This is a genomic window from Vibrio sp. DNB22_10_4 (assembly GCF_052879755.1).
Map to the genome: position 1 here is coordinate 1,022,535 of NZ_JBNNXW010000001.1, position 15,987 is coordinate 1,038,521.

Annotated in this window: 19 protein-coding genes; 9 read left to right on the forward strand and 10 right to left on the reverse strand. The window is 44.6% G+C overall.

Features of this window, described 5'->3' with window-relative positions; genetic code table 11:
* Window positions 1-5: 5 nt before the first annotated feature.
* Window positions 6-527, reverse strand: coding sequence for a DUF4174 domain-containing protein (locus tag ACVA6Q_RS04400; protein ID WP_418642941.1), 522 nt, complete (start codon window positions 525-527; stop codon window positions 6-8).
* A gap of 128 nt (window positions 528-655) precedes the next feature.
* Here ACVA6Q_RS04400 and ACVA6Q_RS04405 point away from each other — a divergent pair, with 128 nt between their 5' ends.
* Together ACVA6Q_RS04405 and ACVA6Q_RS04410 are read left to right on the forward strand one after the other, a co-directional pair.
* A complete protein-coding gene (locus ACVA6Q_RS04405) occupies window positions 656-1,138 on the forward strand; it encodes a LabA-like NYN domain-containing protein (protein WP_446646663.1) in 483 nt (160 codons plus the stop codon).
* A 28-nt stretch (window positions 1,139-1,166) separates the two neighbouring features.
* Window positions 1,167-1,565, forward strand: coding sequence for a nitrous oxide-stimulated promoter family protein (locus ACVA6Q_RS04410; protein ID WP_353499375.1), 399 nt, complete (start codon window positions 1,167-1,169; stop codon window positions 1,563-1,565).
* Here ACVA6Q_RS04410 and ACVA6Q_RS04415 read toward each other — a convergent pair.
* The 3 genes from ACVA6Q_RS04415 to ACVA6Q_RS04425 are packed head-to-tail and all read right to left on the reverse strand — an operon-like array spanning window position 1,558 to window position 3,048.
* Complete coding sequence (locus tag ACVA6Q_RS04415; protein ID WP_353499374.1) at window positions 1,558-2,025, reverse strand: DUF3429 domain-containing protein; 468 nt, start codon at window positions 2,023-2,025, stop codon at window positions 1,558-1,560. The genes ACVA6Q_RS04410 and ACVA6Q_RS04415 overlap by 8 nt on opposite strands.
* A gap of 13 nt (window positions 2,026-2,038) precedes the next feature.
* Complete coding sequence (locus ACVA6Q_RS04420) at window positions 2,039-2,359, reverse strand: AzlD domain-containing protein (protein ID WP_353499373.1); 321 nt, start codon at window positions 2,357-2,359, stop codon at window positions 2,039-2,041.
* Entirely contained in the window at window positions 2,356-3,048 is a 693-nt protein-coding gene (locus ACVA6Q_RS04425) for an AzlC family ABC transporter permease (RefSeq protein WP_353499371.1), read from the reverse strand. The genes ACVA6Q_RS04420 and ACVA6Q_RS04425 overlap by 4 nt, the downstream gene beginning before the upstream one ends.
* A 136-nt stretch (window positions 3,049-3,184) precedes the next feature.
* Between ACVA6Q_RS04425 and ACVA6Q_RS04430 the strand changes: the two genes are divergently transcribed.
* Window positions 3,185-4,009, forward strand: coding sequence for a hypothetical protein (locus ACVA6Q_RS04430; protein ID WP_353499370.1), 825 nt, complete (start codon window positions 3,185-3,187; stop codon window positions 4,007-4,009).
* Here the strand turns inward: ACVA6Q_RS04430 and ACVA6Q_RS04435 are convergent.
* From ACVA6Q_RS04435 to ACVA6Q_RS04450, 4 genes are all read right to left on the reverse strand, one after another.
* Window positions 4,006-4,797, reverse strand: coding sequence for an EAL domain-containing protein (locus ACVA6Q_RS04435; protein WP_353499369.1), 792 nt, complete (start codon window positions 4,795-4,797; stop codon window positions 4,006-4,008). The two genes, ACVA6Q_RS04430 and ACVA6Q_RS04435, sit on opposite strands and share 4 nt — an antisense overlap.
* Before the next feature lie 300 nt (window positions 4,798-5,097).
* Window positions 5,098-5,886 (reverse strand): lipase family protein, encoded by a 789-nt coding sequence (locus ACVA6Q_RS04440; RefSeq protein ID WP_353499368.1) that lies wholly within the window; start codon window positions 5,884-5,886, stop codon window positions 5,098-5,100.
* Between the two features lie 109 nt (window positions 5,887-5,995).
* Window positions 5,996-6,628 (reverse strand): hypothetical protein, encoded by a 633-nt coding sequence (locus tag ACVA6Q_RS04445; RefSeq protein ID WP_446646664.1) that lies wholly within the window; start codon window positions 6,626-6,628, stop codon window positions 5,996-5,998.
* Window positions 6,629-6,686: 58 nt separating this feature from the next.
* Window positions 6,687-7,331: a helix-turn-helix domain-containing protein gene (locus ACVA6Q_RS04450; RefSeq protein WP_446646665.1), complete on the reverse strand. Its 645-nt coding sequence runs from the start codon at window positions 7,329-7,331 to the stop codon at window positions 6,687-6,689.
* Window positions 7,332-7,529: 198 nt separating this feature from the next.
* On the opposite strand from ACVA6Q_RS04450, the gene ACVA6Q_RS04455 reads away from it, so the two are divergent.
* The 4 genes from ACVA6Q_RS04455 (at window position 7,530) to ACVA6Q_RS04470 (ending at window position 10,459) form a co-directional block, all read left to right on the forward strand.
* Window positions 7,530-7,766: a DUF2164 domain-containing protein gene (locus tag ACVA6Q_RS04455; RefSeq protein ID WP_353499365.1), complete on the forward strand. Its 237-nt coding sequence runs from the start codon at window positions 7,530-7,532 to the stop codon at window positions 7,764-7,766.
* A gap of 169 nt (window positions 7,767-7,935) precedes the next feature.
* A complete protein-coding gene (locus ACVA6Q_RS04460) occupies window positions 7,936-8,478 on the forward strand; it encodes a cytochrome b (RefSeq protein WP_446646666.1) in 543 nt (180 codons plus the stop codon).
* The gene (locus ACVA6Q_RS04465) at window positions 8,475-9,044 is read left to right on the forward strand and encodes a YceI family protein (protein WP_418642943.1); all 570 of its coding nucleotides are present in this window, start codon (window positions 8,475-8,477) and stop codon (window positions 9,042-9,044) included. Before ACVA6Q_RS04460 ends, ACVA6Q_RS04465 begins: the two co-directional genes overlap by 4 nt.
* Before the next feature lie 332 nt (window positions 9,045-9,376).
* Window positions 9,377-10,459, forward strand: coding sequence for a YadA C-terminal domain-containing protein (locus ACVA6Q_RS04470; RefSeq protein WP_446646667.1), 1,083 nt, complete (start codon window positions 9,377-9,379; stop codon window positions 10,457-10,459).
* Window positions 10,460-10,615: 156 nt separating this feature from the next.
* Here the strand turns inward: ACVA6Q_RS04470 and focA are convergent, their stop codons facing one another.
* A complete protein-coding gene (focA, locus tag ACVA6Q_RS04475; protein WP_446646668.1) occupies window positions 10,616-12,064 on the reverse strand; it encodes a formate transporter FocA in 1,449 nt (482 codons plus the stop codon).
* Between the two features lie 394 nt (window positions 12,065-12,458).
* On the opposite strand from focA, the gene ACVA6Q_RS04480 reads away from it, so the two are divergent.
* Window positions 12,459-13,364 (forward strand): LysR substrate-binding domain-containing protein, encoded by a 906-nt coding sequence (locus tag ACVA6Q_RS04480; protein ID WP_353499360.1) that lies wholly within the window; start codon window positions 12,459-12,461, stop codon window positions 13,362-13,364.
* A 126-nt stretch (window positions 13,365-13,490) separates the two neighbouring features.
* The gene (locus ACVA6Q_RS04485; protein WP_353499359.1) at window positions 13,491-14,003 is read left to right on the forward strand and encodes a DUF1097 domain-containing protein; all 513 of its coding nucleotides are present in this window, start codon (window positions 13,491-13,493) and stop codon (window positions 14,001-14,003) included.
* A gap of 79 nt (window positions 14,004-14,082) precedes the next feature.
* Here the strand turns inward: ACVA6Q_RS04485 and ACVA6Q_RS04490 are convergent, their stop codons facing one another.
* Window positions 14,083-15,762, reverse strand: a complete 1,680-nt coding sequence (locus ACVA6Q_RS04490) for an ATP-dependent endonuclease (RefSeq protein WP_353499358.1) — start codon at window positions 15,760-15,762, stop codon at window positions 14,083-14,085.
* Window positions 15,763-15,987: the final 225 nt, after the last annotated feature.

The following is a 15,987-nucleotide window of genomic DNA, read 5'->3' on the forward strand; positions in this document are numbered from 1 at the left end:
TTTTGCTATATCGAGCAGCGGCTTGCTGCTCGAGCCATTTCTGCTCTTCGCATTGGCATTTCATCAATCGTTTTTTTGATTTGAATCCAATTGGTGGTTGGCCCCCAACGCAATTTCTCTGTCCCATCTTTGCCAATCAAAACGGCAGTATGGTCACCCTCTCGAATGTCGTACATTTTAACCAGCTTGCTGTAATCAAACGTGTCTTTTACCCAGCTAGGTGATGAAAAGCCGTCTTTGGTGATCACCATGGTCACAACATCTCGTTCATCGAGAGCGCATTCATTGATGAGTGTCCCCAACAGGAACTCATCGACAAGCACATCCTTGCTGGGTGCAAAATACATAACGCTACGGTGTGATAGTCCTTGGTAGTAGCCGCCACTATGATACTCGGCGTCTTGCTGGTCATTGTGGTAACTACCGTGAGTGTCAACATCACTACCGTGTTTTTTAGCGTATTCTGGGTAGCCACACGCTGTGGCGCTAAACAGTGCCGCAAGGGCTACGATACCTATGCCTTTCATAATTGCCTCCAAGCAAACAACCAAAAGGTTATACGTTAAGTTTAGCTACTGAGATTCGTCTCACTAAGTTCCACTTGCGGACAATATTTTTGTTACACTGCCAACATCATAAAAGGACAAGCAATACTATGAATTCAGCAGCTATTTTTGTGGACGTACAAAATGTCTACTACACCACCAGGCAAGCGTTTGGTGCACGCTTTGACTACAACGCATTTTGGGCTTGGGCCAGTGAACGATTTAATATTGAATCAGCCAGAGCCTATGCCATTGCTTCCCACGATCCAAAACAGAGACAGTTTCACCATATTTTGCGTGGGATCGGTTTTGATGTTCAGTTGAAACCCTTTATCCAACGTTCTGACGGCAGTGCCAAAGGGGATTGGGATGTTGGAATTGCGCTCGATGTGTTTGAAGTGGCACGTGATGTCGAAAATGTTATTTTACTTTCCGGTGATGGGGACTTTGAAGTTTTAGTGGATCGCATTCAGCAACGCTTCGGCTCTCGGGTTACGGTTGTTGGAGTCGCGAGTTTGACTGCGAATCACTTAATTGAAGCGGCAAATGAGTTTGTTGCGATAGAAGAACCGTTTTTAATTGGTACGCGTTAGCTTAGGCTCTCTCGCGGAAAAGGTTGCTATGAAAAAAGCCAGTGACATTTTAGTTGGTGCGTTAGAAACCGAGTTTAAAACCGTCAAAGCTATGATGGAAATTTATTGCAAACAGCAGCATGGCTCCAAGGCGCTATGTGATAGCTGTAAAGCGTTACTCACTTACGCAGAAATAAAACTTGATCGCTGCCCTTATGGAGAAAGTAAGCCAACGTGTAATAAATGTCCAATCCATTGCTATAAGCCGGAGCAAAAACAGCAGATGAAGGCGGTGATGCGTTACGCAGGTCCCAGGATGTTATTGCCGCATCCAATCTTGTCTATACGCCACCTCATTCACGAGCGACGTGATGTTCCGTCTAAACCTGAGGCAGGTAGCTCGAACCGTGCTCTTCGAAAAGCCAAGCAAAAAGACAAGCTTAAATAGCGCCGGCGAAAGCAATGATATGCGCTACCGCAACCCCAACGGTGAGATGGCTTCTTAGTCGTTGGTAAGCCTTTGGAAACTCATTCCCTAGCGCATTGAGCTTGATTCTCTCAACTAACCAGACACAAACGTAGCCAGCAAGCGCGACGACTATGCCTAATCGAAACTGCTCAGGAGTGATGACAATCACCAGCCACGCCATTAAACAAATCAGGTTACTGAGCGTGAGAATGGGAAACGACAGTTTATGCGAAGAGTGAGTCAGCGCATGCGACCACAATATGCCACATAGAAAACTCAAAATGATGGCGCTGTAAGAAAGGAATAACATTCTCGTGTTCGCACCCACAAAGGTAGCCTCTGGGGTGAATGTAGCGATGCAAAGACCAAATGGGATAAGACCAAGATAGCCAAGCCACGTCATTAAAGTGATGCTTCTGTTAGGCGATGAGTTTTCCATAACATCTCAGCGATTAGTGGTTGAATACCCACAAGTTTAAGACGAGAAACACTAAGATGCTAACTATGGTCGTGATTAATACGTCTTTAATAATCCGAGCTAAGACAATGGCAAAGGTCGCGGCGAGTAGATAAGGCAGGTTATCTTCCAATGCCAGCTCACCGTGAGGCAAAAATACAATTGGTCCCCAAATCGCTGTTAAAACTGCTGGGCTAGCGTAGGCTAAAAATCGCTGCGCGCTGCTACTAATACGAAGCGGAACTTTGGGTTCTAGAAACAAATAGCGGCTCAAAAATACGATGGCTGTCAGCACCACAATGATTAAGTAAGTCATCGTTTTAGCTTCTCCTCACTTAAATACCCAACCGTCATACCGACAATACTCGATATCACCAGCCCAAGTTCGATGCCCATTGCTGCGAAGATAACTGAACAGATTAGGGCAGAAGCAGCAGCGAGAAAAATCGGCAGTGTCGTGATGTTTGGTACGACAATAGCAATAAATGTCGCGGCTACCGCAAACTCAAGCCCGTACTGCTGTAAGTTAGGGATCTGCGCACCAATGACGATGCCAACCAGAGTTGCGATGTTCCAAATAATATAGAAGGAAAGACCTGCACCGAGCGCGTACCAGCGATCAAACTTCTCTGGTTTATGGTGACCGCAGAGGGCAAATAGTTCATCGGTAAGCAGAAATCCAAGAGCTAAACGCCAGCGAATCGGCAGACCGACAATGTGGTTACGCATCGACAAACTATAAAGAAAATGGCGTGATGTGATAAAAAAGATGGTAACGACCATAGTGAGCAGTGTGGCACCGGATTTTATCATTCCCATCGCGACAAGCTGCGCGGCACCAGCAAATAAAATCGCGCTCATCGCTTGTCCTTCCATAGGCGTTAACCCGGAGTCGATAGCAAATGAGCCTGCCAAAAATCCCCACGGTACAACCGCTAAACTCAGCGGTAACATCGCAATGCATCCTTGTAGTGCTCGCGAGAAATAACTTGATGATGATTCCATAAACTCTCTCCTTGAACTGATTAAGTTGTATTTAAATCAGTGATTTTCAAGGTTGTTTGCATACAAAATCAGAATTATTTTTGTTCGTGACTCCCTGATAGTATCGCGCTCCCTGTTTTAAATTGAATTCCAACCAATGAAACGAGCCCTAGTTCCCTTTTATATTCTCTTGCTCTCTGTAAGTTACGTGTCACCGGTTATATCGAATGATGATACGGGTGTTAAGGACGAAGATTACGGTCGTACTTTGCCTTTCTTTGGTGACAGGGTTAGGGATATGGGTATTAAACTGCCAAAACCAGTTGGCTTGTCACTGTTTACCCATCAGCAAGAAGATTTGATGCAATTGGGGGATTTTAAAATCGATGGCGAACCTGTTGATGACATTCTCCCCGATGGTAGCAGCAATACAACGAATACCACGAGCATTGTTGCCTTACGTGGTGACGTCTGGATACTGCCATTTTGGGGCTTTAACGCCATGATAGGAAAAGCGGTGACCTCTTCGGATATTTCCATTGGCGTTAGCGATTTTTCAAATGGTAATTTAGCCCGCCTTGAAGTAAACGGTATGGCAACGTCTTCAACTATCACAGCGGTTGGCACAACACTGGCCTATGGTCATAAACAGTTCTTCACAACCATTGATGCTCAATACGTGTCAACGTCGGTATCGGGTGTTGGGGTTAGTCTAGATGCGTTGGTGGTGACGCCGCTGATCGGGTTCAATATTGGTGACAGTGGCTGGCGCATTGTGGTGGGAGGTCAATATCAAGACTATCAGCGCCAGCTTAAAGGTCAGCTGGGTGATATCCGCTTTAGCGCGACGCAAACGTCAAGTCGCTGGTCGACCATGGTGGGTATGCAAAAAGAGTTCACTGACAATTGGGAAGCGTCATTAATGGCTCAAAGTGGCAAAACTCGCGAAGGTTTTACCTTCATGTTGGGTAAACGTTTCTAGCTGACTAATTTAAGACGGGGGTAGAGCGTTTGCGGCATCGCGAGGTGATACCCTTGGTAAAAATCTATATCAAGCGCTTTCATGGCCTCAAGCTGCGCTGCGGTCTCAACGCCTTCAATCACGGTTTTCGCGTTACACGCTTTTGCCAGTTTAATCCCGCTCAGCAGTGACTGAGGGTTGCCACCCATATAATCAACCAGCAATTGCCTGTCGAGCTTTAAGATATTGGGCTTAACTTGAGCAACGCGTTCTGGGCTGGATTCTTTGCAGCCAAAGTCGTCAATGGCAATTAAAAAGTCTTCTTCATTTAAGTGTTTTGCAGCAGAAGCTAGAGATTTAGGGCTAAATGCTGTGAGCTCTACGAGTTCAACTACCACACGCCGGCTATCAAGCTGCAATGCCTTTAGACGTGACATCAATAACGAAGAACGTATCCCTTCCGCAGCAAGACGTTCGCTAGAAATTGGTAAGAAGTTAAGGAATATCAGACGCTCTCGATATTGCGACATGCTGAAGTTTCGAAGATGGATAGCGCGGCTCAATCTATCTACGTTGAGCTGATCTGCCAGGGTAATCTGATCGTTTTGAAAATAAAGATTAGGTGGGATGGGATCACCATTGAGATCCACCAACCTGACCAGTGCTTCCATGCCAATAATGGCATTGTCTGCGTTAAAAATAGGTTGAAACACACTTTTCAGCGTCAGGTCTTTGTACTGAGCAATGCAACAGCCGGTATCGTCGATACGGATACATTGGTTGAACTGGTGTTTTTCGGTTAAAAGCATGGTCTAACAAAACGATTAATTATGTTCCACATCTTGTCATGGTTGCCAAACAAGTCAAATCTGTTCGGTGAATAGAAGTCTCGACCGGTATCACTTAAATTTCTAGTAAATCTAACCTCTGGCGATTATCTGTACAGTTTATTATTCAAAATTGGGACATAAAGGTTGATAAATTAGATGGTTACAGTTTTTATCGGTGCGATGAGTGAGTTAGATCAAGTTTGCTTAGAAAATGAGGGTAATTGAGATTTCACTAAGTTACAGTCGGCTTTATACCGAAAGTTTGAACTCGCTCTCACTTTACCTTTCATCAAAGAAGTCTTTATTGCGAATATATTTGCTCATTAAGTGATAAGAAAACGGTCGAATAATCCATGATACTAAAGAGCGACCGAGACGAACTAGAGTAGGAGTGTTTTCATAGATTCGACCGTTGTAGAGCCATAATACCTTGCCCACATGCCAATACAGCAAAGGGAGTGGAGGTAAGAAGGTTACCACATCCAAGTCACAGCAGACTCGATAGGTTTTGTGAGCGAGCCGAAAACGCCTTTTAAAGCTATGGTTACCTATAGCTGGTTGACCAAATGTAACGATCCGCTTTATTGATTTTGGGTATTTTTGTTCCAGTGCATCAGCAATGACACAGCCGATAGCGCCACCAGAAGAATGACCGGTGATAGTCACGCGTTTACCACTTTCAATGAGCGCCGAAGCAATTTCAATGGTTCGTTCGAACAAGCTAATGCCAAGGCGATCTTTTTTATGAGTGGGTTGGCTCTCTTGGTTGAGTATGTAATGAAAACCAGCGTGGATTCGATAATTCAAGCCAAATGCTTTGCAATGGCGTTGCCACATAGCAAATGTGAGCAGCCAATCGGTCAGGCTATGCGAGCCTTTTATTACGATGACGGCTTCTTCTTTGTCTTTACTCCACAATATTCGCACCACAGTTTTACCATAGCGATTTGCCACTATGCGTTGCCCATTAGGGTCAAAACCATATCGTGTTTGCTTAAACACTCTTGGGTAAGCGAGATTGCAAAGTACGGCATACTTTTCGTATTGATAGCGTTTTAAACTTTTCACGATCTTTGTAGCGAGCAAATGGGTAAAACCACTATGAAAAGTTTTGATGAAGCTTTAATGACAAATGGAGCGAAGGTAAAGTTGGTGGATAACTCGCAGAGCAGGCGAGTTAGAGTGTTGCTACAGCGTAAAGCTGGACGTATTTCATCACCGGCTCACCGGAGCAAGGTTTGGTTAACGGATGCAGGTAGGTCAGGTAACTTGGATACAGTTGACAGCGCTGAGATAGTTCTTGGCTCATAGATGTGTCAGAACCGAGCAGTTTGACACCTTGTTTTAAGTAATGGCTGTCGTCTTCAGGGAGCTCATCACTCCACCAGTTAATCAACGAGCGACTCTGATGGCACCGGCTCAGCCAGTGATCGGCGAGTACGACCAAAAGATCGCGCTTTTGGACGGCGTATTGATATTCCGCCAACCATTCTTGAACTAAAGAAAAGACATGCTCGCGACTGGTTTGATTTCCGTTTACAAAGTGATACGCCAATACCCAAATGGTGCCATAAGGTGTACAAACGCGATAGGCGCAACGTAACTGGCTATTACCTTCTTCATCGAGTGGAGCGATACTCACATCAAGTGCATGCTGCTCTATGTCTGCTTTAAGTCGCCGAGCGAAAGCTGCAGAGAGGTGGCGACTCGTTAAGCCGCCATTGTGTACGGCAGGATAGTGCTGAAGACATAGCGCCTGACAATCGGTTTGGAACCGTTTAAAACTCTGTACCACTGTGTCGAGAAGCATGACTCATTCCTTGTCTTTGCACGAATGACCTGATTTGAACTCAGGCCATACTGGCTTCCTAAATCCGTTTTTCCCAAGTGCCCCAACGTACTACGCCTAAAATCTCAATTTCATCGTCTTGAACCTGATGTATTGCGTTCTTCGACGTGTCGTCACCATACCAGACATGAATAGTGGTACCGACCTTAACCAAAGTAAAAAAGTCTGGGTGTGGATTACCCGGTAAGCGAGCCAGAACGATATCGTCATTGATCCACTCTAACTCGCGATTTACCAACGCTACACAGTCCCATTTGTAGGAAACGCCCCCGCCAACTGGATACAACACAGCAAAACAGTTTTTATATTCAGGAGGGACGGGTATAGAGCCTTTACTCGCTGCTGTGCCTGTCTCAAGGAGTTCGCTTACTTCTGCTCGGCTGTATACCGACAACATAGTCGCACTGCTGCTTGCAGCCATGTTGAGTTCACTCGGGTCGGTGTTTTGATTGCCGACGCCAAAGCACAGCCAGTGAGGTTGCACATTAAAGTAGGAGGCGATTAGCGATAAATCTTCTATGGATGGGTATGTCCGTGTAGGGCCTTTTGTTAGATATCGACCAATGGTGGCTTTTCCTTTGCCGATGGCTTCCGCAAGTTCGTGGTTGGTGATTTTGTTTGCCTTGAGCAGCGCTACTATGCGCTCTTGATAGCCGTAATCCATGATTCCTCCATATGTTCGCTCATAGTGTAGTTTATGGGTATCAGAAATGAAACCAAGAGATACAATAATGTTTGAAAATGAGATGCGTGCTAGAGGTTTGGTGTGTGATCCATTATGTAAATTTACCATTTAGGTTTGAAATCATTACGTTATCCTCCAAACTGGTAATCAAATTTGTAACAAAAAACGAGGCTAAGCATGTTTGATACTAAGAAAAGGGCGGCAATTGTATCAGAGCTACAAGACTACTTTGAGCGCGAGTTGGAAGCTGAATTGGGACAATTTGATGCCGAATTCCTGTTGGACTTTTTGATAAAAAAACTTGGACCCGCCTTTTACAACCAAGGACTCGAAGATGCGAAGGGCGTGTTGGATCGACGTGTTGCCGATATTGCAGATGAGCTTTACGAAATTGAGATGCCGGATGACTTATAGCTTCACAGCGTGTGCATCGAATAAGGAAGCTTCAACATGTTCAAAAATATTGAATGACTTCATCAATGGAGTGTTGTCGTTAAACTGTCAATTTAAGTAAATACTGTGTCCTATAGGTTGATGAGTTGTTAACATAACGGGTAATTCACGCGGAATCATGGAATTAACGATGGCGGTAAAAGAAGTAAAAAACTACAACCCTGTAGCAAGAGCATTACATTGGCTCTCTGCTATCGTGGTGATAGGCATGTTTGCTGTAGGTCTGTGGATGGTTGACCTGACTTATTACAGTCAGTGGTACAAAACAGCCCCGGACTGGCACCGTTCGGTGGGTATTTTGCTTGCGATGGCGACGGTATTTAGATTGGTTTGGAAACACATCACTGTAGCACCAAAAGTCGAAGGCAATCAGTTTGAAAAAGTGGGTGCGAGAGTTGGTCACATCGCTATGTACGTTGCCTTGTTAGTTATTTTTGCGAGTGGCTATCTCATCTCAACCTCAGACGGTCGCGGAATAGACGTTTTTAACTGGTTTACTGTGCCAGGTTTGGGGGAACTATTCCCAAATCAATCAGACATTGCGGGCGAAGTGCATTTCTATGCTGCTTGGTTCGTCATACTTGCCGCTGCTGGTCATGCACTAGCTGCGTTGAAACATCACTTTATAAACAAAGACAACACTCTTCGGAAAATGTTAGGAGTTTCGAAATGAAAAAGACACTAATCGCTACTGGAATGGCCGCGGCAATGCTATTGCCACTAGGTGCAAACGCTGCAGACTACGCTATCGACACTAAAGGTGCTCACGCTTCAATCAACTTCAAAGTGAGCCACTTAGGTTATAGCTTTATCAAAGGCCGTTTTAACACATTTTCTGGTGATTTTAGCTACGACCCAGCAAACGTCGAAGCGTCATCAGTGAACGTTGTCGTTGATACAACAAGCCTTGATTCAAACCACGCCGAGCGTGACAAGCACATTCGTAGCTCTGACTTTATCGATGCAGGTAAATTCAAAGAAGCAACATTTAAGAGCACAAGCGTAAAAGACAATGGCGATGGCAAGCTAGATGTAATGGGTGAGCTTACTCTACATGGCGTAACACAGCCTATTACTATTGAAGCGGAATTCATTGGTGCGGGTCAAGACCCTTGGGGCGGAAAACGTGCAGGCTTCAACGGTACTACTCGCCTAGAATTGGCTGACTTCAAAATCCCAGTCATGGGCGCATCAAGCTACGTTGACATGGAGCTGCATGTAGAAGGTGTTCAGAAGTAGTTTCGACAATCACTTCCAATCAAGCCCCGAGTAGAATCTTGGGGCTTTTTTTATTCCGTAAATTCAACCAATTGACTTCAGGCCCTAATTTCATATCTAACGCTTATCTAAGTAATTCAAACATCAATAGGTTACTCACGAAACTTTTTTATCAATAGGATGCGCTCCGTGTTCGAAGCGAGCACGACGGATGCAAGCACCGGGCAGTAATGGGGGGCATGCAGAAACACGTAGTCATCTTCAATGGATGACTGCGCGTTTGAATAAGGCGAAAGGAGAGTCGCCAGATAACAAATTCCTATTTTCCTTATTGATACGAAGAAACCTATTTTATGAAAAAGACATTTATCGCACTTGCACTTACTTCTGTTTTCGCTACGCCAGCATTGGCTGCTACTAACTCATTTGGTTCTATTGAAGATGTGCAAAAGTATTTAGCTTCCCATGACGTTAAACCTGTAGAGGGTAAGTATGGTAATACTGACCTTTACACTAAAGGCGGCCACCACATTGCTACAATCAAAAACAATGGTTCTGGTGAGTACGTTGTCGTTGATCAAAACGAACCTGCTGGTAAAAATGGTGAGCGTCATTCTTACGAAGTTCGTGTGGACAAAGATGGAAGCATTACCCACATCGATGGCAAGCGTCCAGAAGCTAAAGAGCTTCCAGTTGATCCGGGCCGCAACACAGTTATCGAAGATAATCCAAACCCTGATTACGATGTATTTGATGCTGCTGACGTAGTAGATGCTACTCGTAAGCATCTAGATGAAAACAATCTTACTGTTAATGATGACGGTCAAGTTTTCAATAACAGCACTGGTGAACAAGTAGGTCAGATCACTACTACTAAAGATGGCGGCGCTAAGATTATTGGCTTCGACGAAAATGGTAAAGAAACTCACATTTCAGTTGATTCTCACAGCGAAGGTCAAGTGAAGGTTAAGGTTGAAGAAAAGCAAAACAACGATCCTGCACCACTACCAGATCCAAAAGCGCCAGTAACTATCGATGACATGCACAGCATCTATAACGAAGTTGGTAAACAGGCTGATACTGCGTATAACACGCTAGATGGTAAGATTAACTCTAACAGCAAGAAGATTGCTGGCCTTGAAACTGAAATGAAGAAGATGGGCGACAAGATGCTAGACCTTGAAGACCGTATGGATGGTGTTGTAGCAACTTCTCATGCTGTAACTAACGCACGTCCAATGGTTCAAAACGCTGGCGAATTTGCGATGGGAGTCGGTATTGGTGCTGCAGGCTCTAAACAAGCTCTAGCTCTTGGTGGCGCTTATCAGTTTTCTCAAAACTGGTCTGCATCGACAACAGTAAACTACGAAACTGCAGGCAAACGCTCTAAATCTCAACTATCTGCAGGTGCTGGCGTACATTACCGTTTTAAGTAATTGTCATTGGTTATCTCAGCGAATATGAACTAAACGCAACACAACGTCACGCGTCAAAACTATATAAATGGCTTATAACTAAGTTGCCCCGGTTTTTACACCGGGGCTTTTTTCGGCCAAACGACTTATTTCCTAGCCAAAAAAGGGTGTGTTGTATTACGCAGATTCAAGCTCACGTTCAACAACATTCAAGCGCTCGCCGTAGATAGGGCGGACACTTTTCATTACTTCAGCTCTTGATAAAACGCCAACCAAGACACCATTTTCTAATACAGGCAACACGTGTGGTTTGTTTACTTTCATCGCTTTAGCACGTTCTTCTAGGGAAAGAGTCGTGAAGCTTGTCGCGATGCCCATTGAACTTACTGGATACAACTGCTCTTTATCGATACAAAGAAACTCAGCCACGTCGACCAACTTTTCTGACGCATTGATAGCAACAACATCACGGCTCATTAGGTCGACCACTTTCTGACCTTGCTCAGGGATGTAGTCTTGGCACCACAAATCAACCATCACATCGTGTACAGAGAAGAAACCAACCAAACGACCTTCGATGTCCGTCACTGGTGCACTTGTTAGGTTGTGATCCAAAAGTGTATCTAGAGCAACAGCTGTTGGCATTTCTACGCTTAGTGTTACTGGTTGAGTGTTCATGATGTCTTTTACGATGATGTTGTTGTTCATTTGCGTCTCCTTTACTGACGTAAGTTCAGTGGTTTGTGTAATTGCAGTTACGTTTGCTGCTTTTAGTTGTGGTCTGCGGTAGATGCTCCAGTTGGCAAGTCCTACCAAAACCGAACCACCGACAATGTTTCCTAGCGTGACTGGTATAAGGTTGTTCGTTAAAAAGTGAACCGGTGTTAGGTCGCTAAACTGCGCTTGGGTTGTGCCCGTTGCTGCCCAGAATTCAGCGCCTGCAAAGTTTTGAATCACAATGCCCAGTGGCACCATAAACATGTTTGCAACGCAGTGTTCAAAACCACTACTGACAAACATTGCGACTGGTAAAACCGTCATTGCGGCTTTGGTCATCGCGTTTGCGCTGCTAAAAGTCAGCCAAATTGCGAGACAAACCAATAGGTTACATAGAACGCCCAGAGCGAAAGCCTGTACCCATGTGTGATGCAATTTATGCTGTGCAATATGCAGAGCATTGAGTCCCCATTGGCCATTGTCCATTTGGTAAAGCCCTGCGGCAGAGACAATCAAAAGCAAGAACATCGCACCAATGAAGTTTCCAACGTAAACCTTTCCCCAAATTGAAAGCATTTTGCTAAAGCTAATTTGTTTATTTGCCCAAGAGATGCTCGAGAGCACCGAGCTGGTAAACAATTCGCCACCGCATATCACGATGAGAATCAACCCCATACTGAATGCAAGACCGCCTGCTAGCCTGCTTAAGCCCCATCCCGCATCTGCACTTCCCGTCGTTACCGTGATGTAGAAAAGAAATGCCAAGCCGATAAAGGCGCCTGCCATAATGGCTAAGCTCATTGTCATTCCACTGGTTTTTTTAGCTTTACTTAATGCGAACTTTTCAGCTTCTGCCATCATTTCCAATGGCGAGAAGAGCAGATTGTTTTCGGAGCTAGCCGATGCCATTCCTTACTCCTTAACCTCGTTAGTGTGTGAATCGCCCATTTCATGTCCCCCTACTTGATTGAAACAAAAGTGATTGAGATAAAAGTGCGAGAACAGAGCCCCGTGCTGTGTTCGAATCTAGATTAAGGGCATTGGAGGGTAGTGGTAAAATTGATAATATTTAAAATCTAAATCAGAAATATTGATAACTTGTCTGCACAAGGTAGAATAAGGCCTAAAGTTCATAACGTACTGTTTTTTGGTGAGAGATTAGCGAGTGTTGAGATTCTCAATCGATGAAAAAAACAACAGTAATTTTTCGTTGAAACCTCAACATAAGAGAAACTGATTGAAACAGTTCAGGATTTGCTATGAAACACAGTGTTTTAAGATTTAAGTGGTGAAAGGAAAACGGATGCGATATTCATTAAAACAACTTGCCGTTTTTGATGCCGTAGCGGATACGGGAAGCGTGAGTCAAGCTGCTGACAAATTGGCTTTGACACAATCCGCAACGAGTATGTCATTGGCACAGCTAGAAAAAATGCTTGGTAGGCCGTTGTTTGAAAGGCAGGGCAAGCAAATGGCATTAACCCATTGGGGTGTTTGGTTAAGACCGAAAGCCAAGCGCTTGTTGCAAGATGCTCAGCAAATCGAAATGGGTTTTTATGAACAACACTTGTTGAGCGGTGAGTTAAAGTTGGGTGCCAGCCAAACGCCAGCTGAACATTTGGTTCCAGACCTTATCAGCGTTATTGATAACGATTTTCCAGAGATGCGTATTTCGCTCGGGGTAAAGAGTACAGATTCTGTTATCGAAGGCGTTTTAGATTATAAATACGACCTTGGCATCATCGAAGGGCGCTGCGATGACAATCGCATTCACCAAGAAATCTGGTGTCGAGACCACTTAACCGTCGTTGCTTCAGCGCATCATCCGTTTGCTCGCAGAGAGCGTGTCAGTTTGGCTCAGTTAGAGCAAGCGCGCTGGGTATTGAGAGAGCACGGTTCAGGGACGAGAAAGATCTTTGATAGTTCAATTCATCATCTTATTGCCGATTTGGATGTATGGCGAGAGTATGAACACGTGCCTGTACTGAGAAGTATGGTGGCCAATGGTCAGTACTTAACGTGTTTGCCTTACTTGGATGTCGAGCGATTTGTAGAATCCGGTCAACTGGTCGCATTAAATGTACCTGAGCTGGAAATGGAGCGAACTCTGTCCTTTATTTGGCGCGCTGACATGACGGAAAACCCGCTTGTGGAATGTGTTAAACGTGAGGGATTAAGAATGATGAAGGGCAAACCATCAGTGTTTTAGTGATTTTGATCACTTTTTTGATGTAATGAAATGTACGCAATGTCTTTTGTTGTGATTTTGATCGCTTAAATATGAGTCTATATTCGTTACCTTAGATTGAAATTGAATCAATTATTGGTCGACGATATGAGTCCGTTAATCGCTATTTCTGTTACAACAGGCATTCTTTCCGGTATTTGGGGGTGGGCAGCCTTGTCATTGGGGCTGTTGTCCTGGGCTGGTTTCCTTGGATGCACCAGTTACTTTGCGTCACCAAAAGATGGTGTAACGGGGCTTGCGCAAAGCTTACTGACTAATATGTCGGGCGTCGTTTGGGCAATGGTCATCATTCATGGCTCGTCACTGATCAATATGGAAATCGCTGGGTACGTAATGACCGCTTTGGTGTCATTTTTCATGTGTATTCAAGCTAAACGAGCGTGGCTTCAGTATATCCCTGGCACTTTTATAGGTGCATGTGCCACATTTGCCGCTGATGGCGCTTGGCAACTCGTGGTTCCATCTTTGGTATTGGGTGGCTTGTTTGGTTATGCAATGAAAGCGAGCGGCCTTTGGCTGCACAAACAGCTTAGTAATAGTGGTTCGGACACCAGTAATTCAAAGGCGAGCAACACTAAGACGGCATTGGCGAATGATTGATTAACGCCTGTATTCTATTGAAAAGACCCTATCAGAATTTCTGATAGGGTCTTTTTCTTAGCTCTAAACTCATCACCGATTAAGTGTTGCCGTTAGCCATTGTGATAACTCTTCTTAAGATCCACCGTATTAAAACAGGAATACTGTCGACACCTTTCTCTTCACACTCTGCGACGATAGCTAGCGCCAAGTCAGGCTTAGCAAACTTCTTGAGCACTCGCGCCACCACTTTTTTAGGAGGGATAGGGTGGTCATGAGGGATTTTGATAAGATCCCTAAAGAAAATTTCAAATCCATGAACGTAGAGATAGTGCTCAATATCTCTGTCCGGTAGCTCGGTTAGGTGATGACGTGGATGCTCGCCGTCCAGTTGATGAAGTACGGTTGCCGCGTATTTCTTACCTGCTGCATCACCATCGGTAACCACATGCCAGTCAATACCAAAGGCTTTTGCGACCTTGATGAGCGATCTTAGCCCTGATTGGGCAAACTCAATGATTTGTACTCCCTCGGCTGCTAAGTTATATCCACATTGGTTGGCAAGTTCATTGAACAGCCATACTTCCGTTTCACCCTCAACCAGTAGCCAACAACGCGCAAATAGGGCTCGGGAACGATGAAATCGAATATGAAAGCCGACTCTACGAAGTTCATCTTTGGTGAGACTATTGGTAGCCAGGGATTTGGTGATGGTTTTGTCAGATTGCCTCACTAAGCGTCTGATAGATGGCAAAGGAACGGCACCCAGTAAATCGCTACTGTTAGTCGTCAGTATTTTTTGCATCGGCAACATTTGCAACAAGCTCCAAGCGCGAGCTAAATGAGTAGGATGCAAGCGGCCTTCAGGATCCTCTATTATGAGTATCGGACGCGCACAGCGGCGTAGTTCATTCGGTCCTTTAGCTTGGAGGTAGGCATTAAGCAAACCAAGTAACAGGAGTCGTGTTTGATGGTTTTTGGTTTCGTCTATGACCTGGGCAAGATTTTGTTCACTGTTAGGGCGAGAGAAAAACACTCCGTCGCGTTGTCCTTTGGTCGTCTTACGTGAATGACTTTTGAATGAAAAGTAATGCTCTACTAGAGCTTTCATCGATGTAAGACTGCTTTTAATTTCCCCCTTATTGACGTGACCAGGAATGGCCATTAAGCGTCTAACCGTATTATTGATCCGTTTTTCAGAACGAGCGTTCAAGCCATTTCCGTTGCCATTGCCGTTAATGCTGCTTGCAGCGACGGGATTACCATTGTTTAAGCCTTCCTGTTGGTACAAGCGGCGTGAGTCGCGCAATCGTATGACCGGATGCAACGTCATGAGTTCTTGTGCAATTTTTTCCGAATGATGCAGCATCAGTGGAGCGCCTTCAGGGTCTAGGAAATTGTATTTCTGAGTGATGTCATAGCCATCAAGCGTTGCACTGATGCGGTAATAGAAGCGATTTGTGCCATCTTCGTCTTGAAACCAAATCGGTTTGAGTTTTCTGTAGCGTCCCGACAAGGTTTCGTTACGTTCAGTAGAAACAAAAGAAAGTACAATCTGTAGATGTTGTGTTTGAGGATGTGCCGCAGCGTGATCAACGTGAAAGTCTTTCATTTCGAATGGATAAATTCGTCCGTCGGCAGGAAGCGCCACATTCAACGCGTCGAGCAAAGAAGACTTGCCCCAGGTGTTCTCTCCAATGAGCGTAGTGAGATCATCCAGCGCAATGGAGAGGCGTTTGATTCCGCGAAAGCCGGAAACATCAATACGTTCTAGCTTCATCCATTTCTCCCAACCAATTCATACAATTTACTTCAATTATAAGTCGCTTTTTACAAAGCAACTGTAATCAAACTCATAAATGACTAAGTAATTTCAGCCGGTTAGCGGTTTTTCTTTCTCTAACAAACTTGAATATTAGTGTGACTAACATCATAAAGAGACCTGTTATGTCGGTATGTGATTTCATAAAATTCATTGGAATGTCACATAAAGCGCGCTACCATC

Coding starts and splice junctions, on each gene's coding strand:
- ACVA6Q_RS04400 (WP_418642941.1), bottom strand. CDS start 527: ATGAAAGGCATAGGTATCGTAGCCCTTGCGGCACTGTTTAGCGCCACA.
- ACVA6Q_RS04405 (WP_446646663.1), top strand. CDS start 656: ATGAATTCAGCAGCTATTTTTGTGGACGTACAAAATGTCTACTACACC.
- ACVA6Q_RS04410 (WP_353499375.1), top strand. CDS start 1,167: ATGAAAAAAGCCAGTGACATTTTAGTTGGTGCGTTAGAAACCGAGTTT.
- ACVA6Q_RS04415 (WP_353499374.1), bottom strand. CDS start 2,025: ATGGAAAACTCATCGCCTAACAGAAGCATCACTTTAATGACGTGGCTT.
- ACVA6Q_RS04420 (WP_353499373.1), bottom strand. CDS start 2,359: ATGACTTACTTAATCATTGTGGTGCTGACAGCCATCGTATTTTTGAGC.
- ACVA6Q_RS04425 (WP_353499371.1), bottom strand. CDS start 3,048: ATGGAATCATCATCAAGTTATTTCTCGCGAGCACTACAAGGATGCATT.
- ACVA6Q_RS04430 (WP_353499370.1), top strand. CDS start 3,185: ATGAAACGAGCCCTAGTTCCCTTTTATATTCTCTTGCTCTCTGTAAGT.
- ACVA6Q_RS04435 (WP_353499369.1), bottom strand. CDS start 4,797: ATGCTTTTAACCGAAAAACACCAGTTCAACCAATGTATCCGTATCGAC.
- ACVA6Q_RS04445 (WP_446646664.1), bottom strand. CDS start 6,628: ATGCTTCTCGACACAGTGGTACAGAGTTTTAAACGGTTCCAAACCGAT.
- ACVA6Q_RS04450 (WP_446646665.1), bottom strand. CDS start 7,331: ATGGATTACGGCTATCAAGAGCGCATAGTAGCGCTGCTCAAGGCAAAC.
- ACVA6Q_RS04455 (WP_353499365.1), top strand. CDS start 7,530: ATGTTTGATACTAAGAAAAGGGCGGCAATTGTATCAGAGCTACAAGAC.
- ACVA6Q_RS04460 (WP_446646666.1), top strand. CDS start 7,936: ATGGCGGTAAAAGAAGTAAAAAACTACAACCCTGTAGCAAGAGCATTA.
- ACVA6Q_RS04465 (WP_418642943.1), top strand. CDS start 8,475: ATGAAAAAGACACTAATCGCTACTGGAATGGCCGCGGCAATGCTATTG.
- ACVA6Q_RS04470 (WP_446646667.1), top strand. CDS start 9,377: ATGAAAAAGACATTTATCGCACTTGCACTTACTTCTGTTTTCGCTACG.
- focA (WP_446646668.1), bottom strand. CDS start 12,064: ATGGCATCGGCTAGCTCCGAAAACAATCTGCTCTTCTCGCCATTGGAA.
- ACVA6Q_RS04480 (WP_353499360.1), top strand. CDS start 12,459: ATGCGATATTCATTAAAACAACTTGCCGTTTTTGATGCCGTAGCGGAT.
- ACVA6Q_RS04485 (WP_353499359.1), top strand. CDS start 13,491: ATGAGTCCGTTAATCGCTATTTCTGTTACAACAGGCATTCTTTCCGGT.
- ACVA6Q_RS04490 (WP_353499358.1), bottom strand. CDS start 15,762: ATGAAGCTAGAACGTATTGATGTTTCCGGCTTTCGCGGAATCAAACGC.